The sequence below is a fragment of the Agrobacterium sp. P15N1-A genome, assembly GCF_044626815.1.
GTDB lineage: Bacteria > Pseudomonadota > Alphaproteobacteria > Rhizobiales > Rhizobiaceae > Agrobacterium > Agrobacterium leguminum.
This window is the reverse complement of record NZ_JBIUPF010000007.1, coordinates 182,385-198,427: the sequence shown is the minus strand read 5'-3', so window position 1 is coordinate 198,427 and position 16,043 is coordinate 182,385. Positions and strand designations below refer to the sequence as shown.

13 protein-coding genes and 2 riboswitches are annotated in these 16,043 nt (G+C 59.9%); of the genes, 10 read left to right on the top strand and 3 right to left on the bottom strand.

Annotated features, from left to right (window positions below; genetic code table 11):
• Positions 1-43 precede the first annotated feature (43 nt).
• The 5 genes from pyc (at position 44) to ACIK7D_RS22065 (ending at position 7,736) form a co-directional block, all read left to right on the top strand.
• Positions 44-3,505, top strand: a complete 3,462-nt coding sequence (pyc, locus tag ACIK7D_RS22085) for a pyruvate carboxylase (protein WP_400157358.1) — start codon at positions 44-46, stop codon at positions 3,503-3,505.
• Positions 3,506-3,632: 127 nt separating this feature from the next.
• The gene (locus ACIK7D_RS22080) at positions 3,633-4,433 is read left to right on the top strand and encodes a DeoR/GlpR family DNA-binding transcription regulator (protein ID WP_080852988.1); all 801 of its coding nucleotides are present in this window, start codon (positions 3,633-3,635) and stop codon (positions 4,431-4,433) included.
• Positions 4,434-4,445: 12 nt separating this feature from the next.
• On the top strand, positions 4,446-5,636 hold the full coding sequence (locus tag ACIK7D_RS22075; RefSeq protein ID WP_400157357.1) for an MFS transporter: 1,191 nt from the start codon (positions 4,446-4,448) through the stop codon (positions 5,634-5,636).
• A gap of 120 nt (positions 5,637-5,756) precedes the next feature.
• Complete coding sequence (gene ispG, locus ACIK7D_RS22070; protein WP_262534177.1) at positions 5,757-7,007, top strand: flavodoxin-dependent (E)-4-hydroxy-3-methylbut-2-enyl-diphosphate synthase; 1,251 nt, start codon at positions 5,757-5,759, stop codon at positions 7,005-7,007.
• 66 nt (positions 7,008-7,073) lie between these two features.
• The gene (locus ACIK7D_RS22065; RefSeq protein ID WP_080815571.1) at positions 7,074-7,736 is read left to right on the top strand and encodes an OmpA family protein; all 663 of its coding nucleotides are present in this window, start codon (positions 7,074-7,076) and stop codon (positions 7,734-7,736) included.
• Between the two features lie 30 nt (positions 7,737-7,766).
• Here the strand turns inward: ACIK7D_RS22065 and ACIK7D_RS22060 are convergent, their stop codons facing one another.
• The gene (locus ACIK7D_RS22060; RefSeq protein ID WP_400157356.1) at positions 7,767-8,681 is read right to left on the bottom strand and encodes a polyprenyl synthetase family protein; all 915 of its coding nucleotides are present in this window, start codon (positions 8,679-8,681) and stop codon (positions 7,767-7,769) included.
• Between the two features lie 176 nt (positions 8,682-8,857).
• On the opposite strand from ACIK7D_RS22060, the gene mtgA reads away from it, so the two are divergent.
• Positions 8,858-9,565, top strand: a complete 708-nt coding sequence (gene mtgA / locus ACIK7D_RS22055) for a monofunctional biosynthetic peptidoglycan transglycosylase (protein ID WP_400157423.1) — start codon at positions 8,858-8,860, stop codon at positions 9,563-9,565.
• Positions 9,566-9,580: 15 nt separating this feature from the next.
• Here the strand turns inward: mtgA and ACIK7D_RS22050 are convergent, their stop codons facing one another.
• Both ACIK7D_RS22050 and metA read right to left on the bottom strand, forming a co-directional pair.
• On the bottom strand, positions 9,581-10,600 hold the full coding sequence (locus ACIK7D_RS22050; RefSeq protein WP_400157355.1) for an aldose epimerase family protein: 1,020 nt from the start codon (positions 10,598-10,600) through the stop codon (positions 9,581-9,583).
• Positions 10,601-10,672: 72 nt separating this feature from the next.
• Positions 10,673-11,599 carry a homoserine O-succinyltransferase gene (gene metA / locus ACIK7D_RS22045; protein ID WP_080815578.1) on the bottom strand — a complete coding sequence of 309 codons (927 nt, stop codon included), beginning with the start codon at positions 11,597-11,599 and terminating at the stop codon, positions 10,673-10,675.
• Between the two features lie 83 nt (positions 11,600-11,682).
• Positions 11,683-11,759, bottom strand: a riboswitch (SAM riboswitch).
• Between the two features lie 89 nt (positions 11,760-11,848).
• Here metA and ACIK7D_RS22040 point away from each other — a divergent pair.
• The 4 genes from ACIK7D_RS22040 to thiB all read left to right on the top strand — a co-directional run bounded on the left by ACIK7D_RS22040 (position 11,849) and on the right by thiB (position 16,033).
• Positions 11,849-12,502, top strand: coding sequence for a thiamine diphosphokinase (locus ACIK7D_RS22040; RefSeq protein ID WP_080815580.1), 654 nt, complete (start codon positions 11,849-11,851; stop codon positions 12,500-12,502).
• Between the two features lie 4 nt (positions 12,503-12,506).
• Positions 12,507-14,333 (top strand): ABC-F family ATP-binding cassette domain-containing protein, encoded by a 1,827-nt coding sequence (locus ACIK7D_RS22035; RefSeq protein ID WP_400157354.1) that lies wholly within the window; start codon positions 12,507-12,509, stop codon positions 14,331-14,333.
• A gap of 98 nt (positions 14,334-14,431) precedes the next feature.
• Positions 14,432-14,824 (top strand): VOC family protein, encoded by a 393-nt coding sequence (locus ACIK7D_RS22030; RefSeq protein ID WP_400157353.1) that lies wholly within the window; start codon positions 14,432-14,434, stop codon positions 14,822-14,824.
• 45 nt (positions 14,825-14,869) lie between these two features.
• Positions 14,870-14,980: riboswitch (TPP riboswitch) on the top strand.
• Between the two features lie 39 nt (positions 14,981-15,019).
• Positions 15,020-16,033, top strand: a complete 1,014-nt coding sequence (thiB, locus tag ACIK7D_RS22025) for a thiamine ABC transporter substrate binding subunit (RefSeq protein ID WP_400157352.1) — start codon at positions 15,020-15,022, stop codon at positions 16,031-16,033.
• Positions 16,034-16,043 lie beyond the last annotated feature (10 nt).

The following is a 16,043-nucleotide window of genomic DNA, read 5'->3' as shown; positions in this document are numbered from 1 at the left end:
GCAGTGCAGCAGAAATTTTGTTTTGGCGTGTGGGGAGACCGTCTTGAAAATATCGAAAATACTTGTTGCCAACCGATCCGAAATTGCGATCCGTGTTTTCCGGGCAGCGAACGAGCTTGGGATTAAAACCGTTGCGATTTGGGCGGAAGAGGACAAGCTGTCTTTGCACCGCTTCAAGGCGGACGAATCCTATCAGGTCGGCAGGGGGCCGCATCTCGCCAAGGATATGGGGCCGATCGAGAGCTATCTTTCGATCGAGGAGGTCATTCGCGTAGCCAAGCTCTCCGGAGCGGACGCGATCCATCCCGGTTACGGCCTTCTGTCTGAAAGCCCTGAATTCGTGGAGGCCTGCAATAAGGCTGGCATCACCTTCATCGGGCCGACGGCGGATACGATGCGCCAGCTCGGCAACAAGGTGGCTGCGCGCAATCTGGCGATCTCGGTCAACGTCCCCGTTGTTCCCGCTACCGATCCGCTGCCGGACGATATCGCCGAGGTGGAGCGCATGGCCGAGGAAATCGGCTATCCCGTCATGCTGAAAGCCTCCTGGGGCGGCGGCGGACGCGGCATGCGCGCCATCCGCAGACGAGAAGATCTGGCCCGTGAGGTGACGGAGGCCAAGCGCGAGGCGAAGGCCGCCTTCGGCAAGGATGAGGTCTATCTCGAAAAGCTGGTCGAGCGTGCTCGCCACGTCGAAAGCCAGATTCTCGGCGATACGCATGGCAATGTCGTGCATCTGTTCGAGCGTGATTGTTCGATCCAGCGCCGCAATCAAAAGGTGGTCGAGCGTGCGCCCGCGCCCTATCTCACCGAAGCGCAGCGCCAGGAACTTGCGGCCTACTCCCTGAAGATCGCCGCCGCCACCAGCTATATCGGCGCAGGCACGGTCGAATATCTGATGGATGCCGACACCGGCAAATTCTACTTCATCGAGGTCAATCCGCGCATCCAGGTGGAGCATACCGTCACCGAAGTCGTGACTGGTATCGATATCGTCAAGGCGCAGATCCATATTCTCGAAGGGGCTGCGATCGGCACCGCGGAATCCGGCGTGCCGCGCCAGGAGGATATCCGTCTCAACGGCCACGCGCTGCAGTGCCGTATCACGACGGAAGACCCGGAACATAATTTCATTCCGGATTACGGTCGTATCACCGCCTATCGTTCCGCCTCTGGCTTCGGAATCCGTCTGGATGGCGGTACTTCCTATACCGGCGCTGTCATCACCCGCTATTACGATCCGCTGCTCGTCAAGGTAACGGCCTGGGCGCCGCAACCGGATGAGGCGATCAACCGCATGGACCGCGCGCTGCGCGAATTCCGTATCCGCGGCGTGGCAACGAACCTCACCTTCCTCGAAGCCATCATCGGTCACGACAGTTTCCGCAACAATACCTATACGACCCGCTTCATCGATTCGACGCCGGAACTGTTTGCGCAGGTCAAGCGTCAGGACCGCGCCACCAAGCTTCTGACCTATCTTGCCGACGTGACCGTCAACGGCCACCCGGAAACCAAGGGTCGCGCCAGGCCGTCCGAAAAGGCGGCAAAGCCCGTCGTGCCTTATATCGATGCGCCGACGCCCGATGGCACCAAGCAGTTGCTGGACAAGCTTGGTCCGAAGGGCTTTGCGGACTGGATGCGCAATGAAAAACGCGTTCTGGTTACCGACACGACCATGCGCGACGGGCACCAGTCGCTGCTGGCCACCCGCGTTCGCACCCATGATATTGCCCGCGTCGCCAACGTTTACGCCAAGGCGCTGCCGCAGCTTCTCTCGCTGGAATGCTGGGGCGGGGCGACCTTCGACGTTTCCATGCGCTTCCTGACGGAGGACCCGTGGGAGCGTCTTGCCCTGATCCGTGAAGGCGCGCCGAACCTGCTGCTGCAGATGCTTCTGCGCGGCGCGAACGGCGTGGGATACAAGAATTATCCGGACAATGTCGTCAAATATTTCGTCCGCCAGGCCGCAAGGGGCGGGGTCGATCTTTTCCGCGTCTTCGACTGCCTGAACTGGGTGGAGAATATGCGTGTCTCGATGGATGCGATTGCCGAGGAGAACAAGCTCTGCGAGGCGACCATCTGCTATACCGGCGATCTGTTGAATTCGGCGCGTCCGAAATACGATCTCAAATATTATACCAACCTTGCCGCCGAGCTTGAAAAGGCCGGCGCTCATATCATCGCCGTGAAGGACATGGCGGGTCTGTTGAAACCGGCCGCCGCCAGGGTTCTGTTCAAGGCGCTGCGTGAGGCGACCGGCCTGCCGATCCACTTCCACACCCACGATACCTCGGGCATTTCCGCCGCGACTGTTCTTGCGGCCGTGGATGCCGGCGTCGACGCCGTCGATGCCGCAATGGATGCCTTCTCCGGCAATACGTCGCAGCCATGCCTTGGCTCGATTGTGGAGGCGTTGGCGGGGTCGGAACGCGATACGGGTCTCGATACCGAATGGATCCGCCGCATTTCCTTCTACTGGGAGGCTGTGCGCAACCAGTATGCCGCCTTCGAGAGCGATCTCAAGGGACCGGCCTCGGAAGTTTATCTGCACGAAATGCCGGGCGGCCAGTTCACCAACCTCAAGGAACAGGCGCGTTCGCTGGGTCTCGAAAGCCGCTGGCACGAGGTGGCGCAGGCCTATGCCGACGCCAACCGGATGTTCGGCGATATCGTCAAGGTGACGCCGTCCTCCAAGGTCGTCGGCGACATGGCGCTGATGATGGTCAGCCAGGATCTGACGGTGGCCGACGTTGAAAACCCCGATCGTGAAGTGTCTTTCCCGGAATCGGTGGTGTCGATGCTGAAGGGCGATCTTGGACAGTCGCCAGGCGGCTGGCCGGCAGCCCTGCAGAAAAAGGCGCTGAAGGGCGAAGCGCCCTATACGGTTCGTCCGGGTTCGCTGCTGGAAGATGCAGATCTCGATGCCGAACGGAAGGTGATCGAGACCAAGCTGGAGCGCAAGGTCGACGATTTCGAGTTCGCGTCCTATCTGATGTATCCGAAGGTTTTCACGGATTTCGCGCTGACAGCCGAGACCTATGGCCCGGTTTCGGTGCTGCCCACCCATGCCTATTTCTACGGCATGGAGGATGGCGAGGAACTGTTTGCCGATATCGAACGCGGCAAAACGCTTGTCATCGTCAATCAAGCCTCGTCCGGCACGGATGACAAGGGCATGGTGACGGTGTTCTTCGAGATCAACGGCCAGCCGCGCCGCATCAAGGTGCCGGATCGTGCCCATGGCGCTTCCGGCTCCGCCGTGCGCCGCAAGGCCGAACCCGGCAATACCGTCCATATCGGCGCGCCGATGCCGGGCGTGATCAGCCGCGTCTTCGTCAATCAGGGCCAGGAGGTCAAGGCCGGCGACGTGCTGCTCTCCATCGAGGCGATGAAGATGGAAACCGCGCTTCACGCCGAACGCGACGGCAAGATCGCAGAAGTTCTGGTGCGCCCCGGCGACCAGATCGATGCGAAGGATCTGTTGGTCGCTTACGGGGAATAAAGCCCTATCCGATCATTGATGAGTGTCAGACGCCCGCCTCTCCCGGCGGGCGTTTTTTGTTGCGCAGCCGTAAAAACTCGAATATGCATGTTCGTGCACGTTTATTCCGGTTTATGCATGAGTTCCGATGAGCGATCATTTTGTCAGCGAGCGGCAGGCGCTCATCCTTGCGCAGTTGCGGCAAAGCGGCCGGGTACTGGCGCAGGATCTTGCGCAGAATTTCGGCGTTTCCGAAGACACCGTGCGCCGCGACCTGCGTGAGATGGCAGCCCGGGGAGAATGCCTGCGGGTTTATGGCGGGGCGTTGCTTTCCGACAGCAAAACGGTGCCGCTGAAGACGCGCATTGCCGAGGATGCTGACCGCAAGGCACTGCTGGCGCGCGCCGTTGTTCCGCTTCTCGAGCCGGGCATGGTCGTCTTCATCGATGCGGGCTCCACCAATCTCGCCATTGCAAGGGCGCTTCCCGCCGGGCTCAACCTGACGGTGGTGACGAATACGCCCGCCATTGCCGCCGAACTGACAGGGCGGGCCGATATCGATCTGGTGCTGATCGGCGGCAAGGTCGATCCGGCCGTAGGTGCTGCGATTGACGCCATGGCGCTTCGGCAGCTCGAACTGATGCGGCCCGATCTCTGCATTCTCGGTGTCTGCGGCGTTGCGGCCGAGACGGGTCTGTCAGCGGATGTTTTCGAGGATGCGGTGTTCAAGCGGCTCGCCTGCAGCGCCAGCCAGCGGATTGTCGCCGCCATCACCACGGAAAAGCTCGGCCACAGGGCAGCTTTCCATGTGCATGATTTTTCTCCACCTCTTTCCCTCGTGCTGGAACAGGATGCCGACCGCGCATTCGTCGAGGCGCTGTCGGCAAAGGGCGTACAGGTTTATTGCGGCGATGATGACGTCGCTCAGTTTTCTCATGGTCAAGTCTGAAGGATATTGCCGATGAATGGCCCCACGACATTTTCGCGGACAGGCATACGCTCGTCCTATCTGACTCGGCACAGGCTGGGCGTTTCCCTGCTGTTTTTGATGAACGGTTTCATGATGGGATCATGGGCGCCCAAGATTCCGGAATTTGCGGCGCGCCTGTCCCTCAGTGAGAGCGCGCTCGGCCTGATCATTCTGGTCTTCGGCATCGGCTCGCTGGTTTTCATGCCGATTGCCGGTTCGCAGATCGCCCGTTTCGGCTCGCGTACGGTGAGCCTTGTCACGGCGGCGATCTTTTTGCCGACTCTGCTTTTCATTTCCTGGGCAGGCACGGTGTGGGCCGGGGTGATTGCGGTGTTCTTGTTCGGCGGGCTGACGGGGGCCATGGATGTCGCCATGAACGCCAATGCGGTAGCGGTGGAACGGGATATGCGCCGCGCCATCATGTCGTCGTGCCACGCCTTCTGGAGCCTTGGCGGCCTGATCGGCGCCGGTCTTGGCGGTTATCTCATCACGGCCATCGGCGTGCAGGGACATGCCATTGCGCTAACCGTCATCGCACTCGTGCTGCTGGTCATCGCGTGGCCGCGCGTCCTTGCGGATCGTCCGCATCCGGAGGAGGAACGCCCGAAAGGCGGCCTGCCGCTGACGCCGCTGCCATGGATTATCGGCCTGATGGCGTTGTTCTCGATGATTCCGGAAGGCGCTATCCTCGACTGGGGCGCGCTTTATCTGCGCAATGAACTCGGTGCTTCGGTATCGCAGTCCGGTTTCGCCTTCGCGGCCTTCTCCCTGACCATGGCGGCCATGCGTTTTGCCGGCGATCTGGTGCGTGACCGCTTCGGCGCCGTGACGACCCTGCGCTTCTGTTCGGCCATGTCGATCATCGGTCTCCTGATTGCCGGTCTTGCGGGAAATTCCACTATTGCGATCATCGGCTTCGCGATTGCCGGCATCGGCATTTCCAACATGGTGCCGATTGCCTTTTCCGCCGCCGGCAACATGCCGGGACTGGCGCCCGGCATTGGTCTCTCGGTGGTCACCACCATGGGTTATTCCGGTATTCTGGTGGCGCCATCGGCCATCGGCTTTATTGCCGAACATACCGGCCTTGCCAGCGTCTTCCTGTTCCTGCCGCTGCTGCATGTGGTGGTCCTGCTGCTTTCGCGGCTCGCCCGCCATGCGGATGGCGCGGGCAAGGAATAGGCGTCTCGAATTTTGCCATGATTGCGGTAAAGTAGAAGCTCTCATGCGTTGGGTGTTGACAAGCAGGCTTGCCTGTTTCACCTCAATTGCCAGACCTTGCCGCAAGCTCCAGAGACCGCCATGACGTCACATGCCGATTACGATCCCAAGCCCCGCCGCGCATCCGTCGCCGTAGACGTGGGCGGTGTCATCGTCGGTGGCGGCGCGCCCGTCGTTGTGCAATCGATGACCAACACCGATACGGCGGATATCGACGCCACCGTGCAACAGGTGGCGGCGTTGTTCCGGGCCGGTTCGGAAATCGTGCGCATCACCGTCGACCGCGACGAGAGTGCGGCCGCCGTGCCGAAAATCCGCGAGCGGTTGCTGCGGCTTGGGCTTGATGTGCCGCTTGTCGGTGATTTCCATTATATCGGCCACAAGCTTCTGGCCGATCATCCGGCCTGCGCCGAAGCGCTGGCGAAATACCGCATCAATCCGGGCAATGTCGGTTTCAAGGACAAGAAGGACAAGCAGTTCGGCGAGATCGTGGAAATGGCGATCCGCTACGACAAACCGGTGCGAATCGGCGTCAACTGGGGGTCGCTCGATCAGGAACTTCTGACGACGCTGATGGACAAGAACAAGGAGCAGGGTTTCCCTCTCTCCGCCCGGCAGGTCACGCGTGAGGCCATCGTTCAGTCGGCGCTGATTTCCGCCGAGCTTGCCGAAGAGATCGGTCTGCCGCGCAACCGCATCATCCTTTCGGCCAAGGTCAGCCAGGTGCAGGACCTGATCGCCGTTTATTCCATGCTGTCGGAACGCTCCGATCACGCCCTGCATCTCGGCCTCACCGAAGCGGGCATGGGCTCCAAGGGCATCGTCGCCTCGTCCGCCGCCATGGGTTATGTGCTGCAGCATGGCATCGGCGATACGATCCGTGTCTCGCTGACGCCGGAGCCGAATGGCGACCGCACCCGCGAAGTGCAGGTAGCGCAGGAATTGCTGCAGGTCATGGGTTTCCGCCAGTTCATTCCGGTCGTTGCGGCATGTCCCGGCTGCGGGCGCACCACGTCCACCGTTTTTCAGGAGCTGGCCCAGAACATCCAAAGCGACATTCGCAAGAACATGCCGGTCTGGCGGGAAAAATATCCCGGCGTCGAGGCGCTGAATGTCGCCGTCATGGGCTGCATCGTAAACGGTCCCGGCGAAAGCAAACATGCCGATATCGGCATTTCGCTGCCCGGCACCGGCGAAAGCCCCGCCGCGCCCGTTTTCATCGACGGTGAAAAGGCGCTGACCCTGCGTGGTCCCAATATCGCCGCCGATTTTGAAGCGCTTGTGATCGACTACATCGAAAAGCGTTTTGGCCGGAAAGATGCGGCGGAGTAAAGAGTACCGTGAAAAGGCCGGAATTCCACTGTCATACCTCCTGAACCTCTCGGAGCATCAAAACACATGATCAAAAAAATCGCGATCGTTGCCCTTTGCGGGACCTATCTTTCCGCCTGCACCACCACCGATCCCTATACGGGTGAGCAGAAGATGTCGAACACGGCGGGCGGCGCCGGCATCGGCGCCGTGGTCGGTGCTCTGGGTGGTCTGGCTGTCGGCGGTTCGCCGACCGGTCGCCGTAATGCCGCGCTTATCGGCGCGGGCATCGGCGCGCTCGCCGGCGGCGCCATCGGCAATTACATGGATGGCCAGGAAGCCGAGCTTCGCGCCCAGCTTCAGGGAACCGGCGTTTCGGTTACCCGCCGTGGCGACAGCATCGTTCTCAACATGCCGTCGAACATCACCTTCGCGACGGACCAGGATCAGGTCATCCCGCCATTCTATCAAACGCTTGATTCCGTTGGCATCGTGCTGAACAAGTTTAACCGCACGCTGATCGACATCAACGGTCACACCGATTCCACCGGTAGCCCGGGTTACAATCAGGGTCTTTCGGAGCGTCGTGCCGCATCGGTCGCCAATTATCTCGGCGCGCGCGGCGTCGACCAGCGCCGTATTTCGACGCTTGGTTTCGGCGCATCGCAGCCGATCGCATCGAATGCAACGCCGGATGGCCGCGCTCAGAACCGTCGCGTCGAAGTGCTGATTTCGCCGCTCAAGGGCTGATTGGGTGATGAAAAGCTGAGTGGAAGCCGCTCAGCTTTTTCGTTCAGCGATGAATCTGGCGGCCGCGACGAGAATCGCGGCCTTTTCGCCATAAGGGGCCAGCAGTTCGCTGGCTTCAGCCACTTGCTCCCGCAGCTGGCTGCGCGCCCAGTCCTCGCCGCGCAGCGCCACAAGCGTTCCCTTGCCGCGCGCGGCGTCCTTGCCGGTTGCCTTGCCCATGGTGGCGGCATCGGCCGTCAAATCCAGAAGGTCGTCGGCAAGCTGGAAGGCGAGGCCGATCTTTTCGCCGAAGAGACGCAGCCTTTGCCTTTCGGAAACATCGCTGCCAGCGATGATTGCGCCCGCTTCGCAGGCAAAACGCAGCAGGGCACCGGTTTTCATAGCCTGCAATGTAATGACGCCGGCTTCATCAGGTGCTTTCTTTTCCGCAGCGAGATCGAGGGCCTGGCCGCCGGCCATGCCGCCGATGCCCGCGGCGCGGGCAAGCGAAAGTACGAGCGCGGCCTTGCGCTCGGCTGCGAGCGGATTTTCGTCCGATGCGATGATATCGAAGGCAAGCGTCAGCAGGCTGTCGCCGGCGAGAATAGCGGTCGCCTCATCGAATTTTCGATGCACGGTCGGCTGGCCGCGGCGCAGGTCGTCATCGTCCATGGCCGGCAGATCGTCATGCACAAGCGAATAACAATGGAGGCATTCCAGTGCCGCGCCGACATAAAGGGCGGCTTCGGCATTCCCGCCCGCTAGGGCGGCACTTTCGATGACGAGGAAGGGCCGCAGGCGTTTACCGCCGTTCAACACGCCATGGCGCATGGCGTCGAGCAGGTTTTGCGGGCGCGTGATCTCATCCGCGCGGGCTTCGCCGGAAAGCAGGCGGCCAAGCAGGGCTTCGGTTTTAGCCGCGTTTTCGCGCAGCTTGGTTTCGAAATTTGTCATCGCAGCGTCCATGCCGCGCTCTTTGGCATGCCGCGCGAATGCAGGCAAACCTTTTCGTGATTCCAGCGGTGCAACTATTTGAGCGGACTCGCCTTGAAGGCGGCAATGGACTATGAAAGGCTTCAATTGGTGCGGGGCTTTGACGAATATTGAGCAGTACGCCTGAAAGCGACGCAGATTACGCCGTACTGGCGGAAGACCGGAGCAGTCCGAAGGTGGATTTTCGCACGTTGGCAAAGCGTATCGTCATAACCTTGCTGGCTTTGCTGATCCTGCCCTATCTGCTGATTCCGGTTTATGCGCTGCCGTTTATCCGGCCGGTCTCGACGCTGATGCTCGCCGATCTGGTGACCCTGCAGGGATATGACCGGCGCTGGGTGCCGCTTGAGGATATTTCGCCGCGCCTCGTGCAATCCGTGATGATGTCCGAGGACGGGCAATTCTGTTTCCATGGCGGCGTGGACTGGAACCAGATGCAGTCCGTGGTCAGCAATGCGCTCGACGGGGCTGCGACGCGTGGCGCCAGCACCATTCCGATGCAGACGGCAAAGAACCTGTTTTTATGGAACGGCCGCTCGTTTTTGCGCAAAGGGCTGGAACTGCCGCTGGCGATTGCCGCCGATTTCGTCTGGTCCAAAAAACGGATGATGGAGATTTATCTCAACGTTGCCGAATGGGGACCGGGCATTTATGGAATCGAGGCTGCCGCCCAGCACCATTTCAAGGTGCCGGCCGCAAAACTCAGCTCCCGTCAGGCGGCGCTGCTGGCTGTGTCCTTACCCAATCCAATCGACCGCGTCGCCAGCAAGCCGGGACGCGGGCTGCAACGGCTTGCCGGCCTCATCGAACGGCGCGCCCGCGCTTCCGGCGGCTATGTCGGCTGCGTGCTGGATTGATCCCGGCGCGCCGCGTCAGCCTTTCTTGAAAATATAGTCTGTCTCCTGACGCAGGGTTTCACCCGGCCGCAGGATGGCGTGCGGGAAATCTGCGTGGTTGACGGCGTCCGGCCAAATCTGCGTTTCCAGGCAGAAACCGGCAAAGGGGCCATAGTGACGGCCATCGAGGCCGGGAACCGGGACATCCAGTTTGAAGGCCGAATAAAACTGCACACCGGGTTCGGTGGTGTGAACCTCAAGGGCGATATCGGAGGCCGGCGAATAGGCGCGGGCGACCTTGCGTTTTGCGCGGCGCTCGGGCGACAGGCAGAAATTATGGTCGTAGAGAACCTGCTCGCCATTCTCCTTGCGCCGCATCGGTGTAGGGTGGCGCAGGTCGAAGACGGTACCTTCGACGGAGCGGATTTCGCCCGTCGGTATCTGCTTGTCGTTGGTGGGCAGGTAAAAATCAGCCGCGATGTTGATCTCATGCCCAAGCGCGGTGTCTGCGCCATCGAGATTGAAATAGGAATGCTGGCAGACATTGGCGATGGTCGGCTTGTCGGTCATCGTTTCATAGACCACCGCAAGCACGCCGCCGTCGAGGATGGTATAGGTGGCCGTGACCGTGCAATTGCCAGGATAACCGGCGCGGCCATCGGGATCGATGATCTGCAGAACCGCATGGCTTTCGCCATGTTCCATCAGCATCCAGTTGCGCTTGCCCATGCCGTCGCTGCCGCCATGCAGATGGGTTACGCCTTTTTCATTGAGCTCCAGCTGGTAGTCATGCCCGTCGATGGAGAATTTGCCGTCGCCGATGCGGTTGGCATTGCGGCCGGGGGTGGCGCCGAAATAGGAGGAATATTTGTAGTCCTCGAACTTGTCGAAGCCGAGAACGAGCGGTGGCTGGTGGCCTTCAAGGCGCAGATCCTGAATGACGGCGCCCCAGGTGATGACCTTGGCCGTCAGCCCGCCTTTCGAGATGGTGACGCGTTCGACTTTTTCGCCGGTCGCCGTGAAACCGAAATTCTCCCGAGCCGCCGCGTCGCTCATCGTCATTCTCCCTGATGTTGCGAATTGCCGGGCGGACGTTGCGTCATTTCCCGGCAATTCGCAATCCGCAATTTACGCGGCGAGTTTGCCAATGGATTCGAGATCATAAGGTGTCGTCTGGTATATCTCGTTGATCCAGTTGCCGAAAAACAGATGGGCATGGCTGCGCCAGCGGTTGAGCGGGGCAAGCTCCGGGTCGTTGTGCGGAAAATAATCATGCGGCAGCTTGATGGGCACGCCGGCATTCGCGTCACGGAAATACTCGTCCGAAAGCGATGTCGAATCATATTCGACATGGTTGAACATATAGAGCCTGTTGCCCTCTTTCTCATGCACCAGACAAACGCCCATTTCCTCGGATTCCATCAGGATTTCGAGTTTCGGATGTTTTTCGATATCGGCGCGGCGTACTTCCGTCCAGCGCGAGACGGGAACCTGGAAATCATCCGAAAAGCCGTTCAGATAGATCGATGAGGGGCAGAGATTGCGGTGACGATAGACCCCGAAAGCCTTTTCCTTCAACTCGTGCTTCGGCACGCCATGGAAATGATAGATGGCGGCCATCGCGCCCCAGCAGACATTCAGCGTCGAATGGACATTGGTCTGCGTCCATTCGAAAATCTTCTGCATTTCGTTCCAGTAGGTCACGTCTTCATAGGCCAGTGTCTCCACGGGCGCGCCGGTAATAATGAAACCGTCAAACTTGCGGTGGCGCACTTCTTCCCACGTCTCGTAGAAGGACAGAAGATGTTCTTCCGGCGTGTTCTTGGCGCGATGGCCGCCGATCCGCACCAGCGACAGCTCTACCTGCAGCGGCGATGCGCCGACGAGGCGCGCCATCTGGATTTCCGTCTTGATCTTGTTCGGCATGAGGTTGAGAAGCCCGATCTGGAGCGGGCGGATATCCTGCCGGATGGCCGCCGTTTCGGTCATGACCCGCACGCCCTCATGAACGAGGGTCTCAAAAGCGGGAAGCGTATCGGGAATCTTGATCGGCATGTCGAACTCTCTTTTCCGGATCACGTAAAGAACGTTGCGAAAACAAAAAAACCGGCAGCGAAATCGCGACCGGTCCCAGGAAATTGCCTTTTTCCTCGACCCTTTAGCGACTTCTTTAAAGTGGCTGCAAGCCGGTCGGCAAATCACCACTGAGGCGTTTCATAATCCCGAAGCCGGCGAAAATCAATATAGGCCGATTTCATCGGGTTTCCGCTTTCCATTTTTGGCCGAGGTGCGATAAGGCAGGGCATGGATAAAGAGCGCTTCACCATTCTGCTTGGCGGCGATGTCACGGTGACCGATCGTCTGAAAGAGGCGGTCGCGGATAGCCGTGTGATTGCGGCCGACGGCGGCATGCGCCATGCCGGGCCGCTTGGCCTTGCGCCGGAGTTGTGGGTCGGGGATTTCGATTCCGCCAGCAAAGACTTGCTGGAGGCCTGGCCCGATGTGGCGCGGCAGCCATACCCGGCCGCAAAGGCGGTGACGGATGGCGAGATCGCGGTATCGGAAGCTCTCTCCCGTGGCGCGCATTCGCTGGTGCTTGTCGGTGCGCTTGGAGGCGCGAGAAGCGATCATGCGCTACAGCATCTCCTTTACGCGGTGGCGCTCGCCGAACATGGTATCGACGTTACGCTGACCTCCGGTGAAGAAGAGGCGCGGCCGCTGCTTGCCGGTTCGCTGGATATCGATTTGCCGCCTGCTTCGCTGTTTTCGGTTGCCGGATTTACCGCCCTTGAGGGGCTCGATATCGGCAATGTGCGTTATCCGCTCACGGATTTCGCGCTTGCTTTCGGTTCGTCCCGCACTATTTCCAATGTCGCGAATGGCGGCCCCGTGCATTTCTCGCTGAAAAGCGGAAAAGCCATCGTGCTCGCCCGCCCCTATGATCTGACCGGAGCCTGACGCCTTGGCACCCCCAATTTTGAAACTCGATGACATCAAGCTGACCTTCGGCGTGACCCCGCTGCTCGATGGCGCCAATCTACAGGTGGAACCGGGCGACCGCATCTGCCTCGTCGGGCGCAACGGTTCCGGCAAGTCCACCCTGATGAAGATCGCCGCGGGTTTGGTCGAGGCGCAGTCGGGCGAGGTTTTCCGGCATCCGGCCGCCACCATCCGTTATCTGGAACAGGCCCCGGATTTTGCCGGTTACGACACGGTTCAGGCCTATGCCGAAGCGGGGCTTGGACCGGGTGACGATCCCTATCGCGTCACCTATCTTCTTGAGCATCTTGGTCTCACCGGGCAGGAACATCCGGCGAGCCTTTCCGGCGGTGAAGCGCGACGTGCGGCCCTTGCCCGCGTCATGGCGCCGGAACCCGATATCCTGATGCTGGACGAACCGACCAACCATCTCGATCTGCCCACCATCGAATGGCTTGAAAGCGAGCTGCAGCAGACGCGCAGCGCGCTAGTGCTGATTTCGCATGACCGGCGTTTTCTCGAAAAGGTCTCGACCTCGACCGTCTGGCTGGATCGTGGCCAGTCCCGTCGTCTCAATCGCGGTTTTGCCCATTTCGAGGAATGGCGCGACAAGGTGCTGGAAGAGGAGGAGCTGGAACAGCACAAGCTCGGCAAGGCCATCGAGCGTGAAGAACACTGGATGCGCTATGGCGTGACCGCAAGGCGCAAGCGCAACATGCGCCGTGTCGGCGAGCTTCAGGCCATGCGTGCGGAATATCGCGGCCATAAGGGACCTCAGGGCACGGTGCAGGCGACCGTTACCGAAGGACGTGAATCCGGCAAGCTGGTCATCGAGGCCGAGGCCATCACCAAGGCTTACGGCGAGCGCGTGATCGTCGCGCCGTTTTCGCTGCGCGTCCATCGCGGTGATTGCATCGGTTTCGTCGGCCCGAATGGCGCCGGTAAAACCACGCTTCTGAAGATGCTCACCGGCCAGCTGGAGCCCGATAGCGGCACGGTGAAGCTCGGCACCAATCTGGAGATCGCGACGCTCGACCAGAAACGCGAGGATCTCAATCCCAACGATACGCTCGCGCATTATCTGACCGATGGCCGTGGTGAAAATCTGCTGGTCAACGGCGAATTGAAGCATGTGACGGGTTATATGAAGGATTTCCTGTTCCAGCCGGAACAGGCCCGCACGCCGATCCGCAACCTTTCCGGCGGCGAGCGCGCGCGCCTTATTCTGGCGCGCATTCTGGCGCGGCCGACCAATCTTCTGATCCTCGACGAGCCGACCAACGATCTGGATATCGAAACGCTCGATCTGCTGCAGGAAATCGTTGCGGGCTTTTCCGGCACCGTTATCCTCGTGAGCCACGATCGCGATTTCCTCGACCGCACCGTCACCTCCACCATCGCGCCCGTCAATCCGGATGAGCCGGACGGACGATGGATCGAATATGCCGGTGGCTATTCGGACATGATGGCGCAGCGCAAGGGTGCGGCGGAAGAAAAACGCAAGGCTGAGAAACAGGAAAAGGCGAAGGCCGCGCCTGCGGCATCTGCATCGCAGGATCCTTCAAAGGCCAAGGGCAAGCTTTCCTTCAAGCAGAAATTCGCGCTCGAAAATCTCCCGAAGGAGATGGAAAAGGCGCAAGGCGAAATCGCAAAACGCGAGCAGCGCATGGCCGATCCGGAACTTTTCACAAAGGACCCGGCGGCCTTCAACACGCTGGCGCAGGAAATGTCGAAGCTGCGCGACAGGCTGGAGGCCATGGAAGAAGAATGGCTGGAACTGGAGATGCTGCGCGAGGAACTGGAGGGCTGAAGGCAACCAGTTCCCCGCTTGACCGATCCTCCTTCAGCCTTTGACAGAAAAGCAGAATTGCCGTTCTATGCCGGCGTTCGTTTGGAGGAGTTGTGAAAATGCGCATGATTTTCGTCAATCTGCCGGTCAAGAATATCGAGACATCAAGAAGCTTCTTCACGGCTCTCGGTTTCAGCTTCAACCCGGAATATTCGGATGACCGCACGCTCTGCATGATCGTGGAAGAGAATATCTTCGTGATGCTTCTCCAGGAGGGACGTTTCCGCGATTTCATCAACGGCGACATTGCCGATGCGACGCGAACCACCGAGGTTCTGACCTGTCTTTCCGCCGGAAGCAGGGAGGAAATCGACCGGATGATCGCGACGGCGCTTGCCTCCGGCGGCAGCGGCTGGAAGCCCGTTCAGGACCATGGCTTCATGTATGCCGGCAGCTTTCAGGATCCCGACGGGCATGTCTGGGAACTGGTGCATATGACGGAACAGGGCTGACCTTGGCCATCTTGCCAATCGGGGACGGCGGGACTACACCATCATCTTGATCTAACGGGGTGTCTTTTGCGCTTTAGTGCAAAAGGCTGAGAGGCTTGCCAACCCGAAGAACCTGATCCGGTTCATACCGGCGGAGGGATTAGACGGCTTTAACGCAGGCGGCTATTTCCCTATCGTTTTTTTGAGGAGATACCCGTGCGCCGTCGTCTTTTCCTGAATTCCCTCATTGCCGCCTCGCTGTTTCTGCCCGGTCTTGCCGTCGCACAGGATAAACAGGAACTGACCGTCTACACCTATGAGAGCTTCGTTTCCGAATGGGGTCCCGGACCCAAGGTGAAGGAGGCCTTCGAGAAGGTTTGTAATTGCACGGTCAATTTCGTCGGCGTGGCCGATGGCGTGGCGCTGCTCAATCGTCTGAAGCTTGAAGGGGCGGGGTCCAAGGCGGATGTCGTGCTTGGCCTCGACACCAATCTTGTCGCGGAAGCAAAACAGACTGGTCTGTTCGATGTCAGCGGCATCGATGCATCGGCGGCGAAGGTGCCGGGCGGCTACACGGACGATGTTTTCATTCCGTATGATTACGGTCATTTCGCTGTCATCTATGATACGCAGACGGTGAAAAGCCCGCCCACGAGCCTGAAAGACCTCGTGGAAGGCGACCCCTCGCAGAAAATCGTCATTCAGGATCCGCGCACCTCCACGCCGGGGCTTGGCCTGCTGCTATGGGTGAAATCGGTTTACGGCGATAAGGCCCCGGAGGCCTGGGAAAAGCTCAGGAAGCGCATTCTCACCGTTACGCCGGGCTGGTCGGAATCCTATGGCCTCTTCACCAAGGGTGAGGTGCCGATGGTGCTCTCCTACACCACCTCGCCCGCCTATCACATGGTCGCTGAAAAAACGGATCGCTATCAGGCCGCCGCCTTTTCCGAAGGGCATTACATCCAGATCGAGGTTTCCGGTCTCCTCAAAAGCGCGCCGCACAAGGATCTGGCAAAGCAGTTCCTCGCTTTCACGCTGACATCCGGTTTTCAGGATGCCATTCCGGAAAATAACTGGATGATGCCGGTTGCGGCGACCTCGAAGCCCTTGCCGGAGGCGTTTTCAAAACTCGTCGTGCCGCAGAAGACTTTCCTGATGAATCCGCAAGAGGTGGCGAAGAACCGCAAGGCATGGATCGATGAATGGCTTGCCGCCATGAGCATGAATTGAGGAAGAGGCA

Coding starts and splice junctions, on each gene's coding strand:
- ACIK7D_RS22040 (WP_080815580.1), top strand. CDS start 11,849: ATGGATAAAGAGCGCTTCACCATTCTGCTTGGCGGCGATGTCACGGTG.
- metA (WP_080815578.1), bottom strand. CDS start 11,599: ATGCCGATCAAGATTCCCGATACGCTTCCCGCTTTTGAGACCCTCGTT.
- ACIK7D_RS22080 (WP_080852988.1), top strand. CDS start 3,633: ATGAGCGATCATTTTGTCAGCGAGCGGCAGGCGCTCATCCTTGCGCAG.
- ACIK7D_RS22065 (WP_080815571.1), top strand. CDS start 7,074: ATGATCAAAAAAATCGCGATCGTTGCCCTTTGCGGGACCTATCTTTCC.
- ACIK7D_RS22030 (WP_400157353.1), top strand. CDS start 14,432: ATGCGCATGATTTTCGTCAATCTGCCGGTCAAGAATATCGAGACATCA.
- ACIK7D_RS22060 (WP_400157356.1), bottom strand. CDS start 8,681: ATGGACGCTGCGATGACAAATTTCGAAACCAAGCTGCGCGAAAACGCG.
- ACIK7D_RS22075 (WP_400157357.1), top strand. CDS start 4,446: ATGAATGGCCCCACGACATTTTCGCGGACAGGCATACGCTCGTCCTAT.
- ispG (WP_262534177.1), top strand. CDS start 5,757: ATGACGTCACATGCCGATTACGATCCCAAGCCCCGCCGCGCATCCGTC.
- ACIK7D_RS22050 (WP_400157355.1), bottom strand. CDS start 10,600: ATGAGCGACGCGGCGGCTCGGGAGAATTTCGGTTTCACGGCGACCGGC.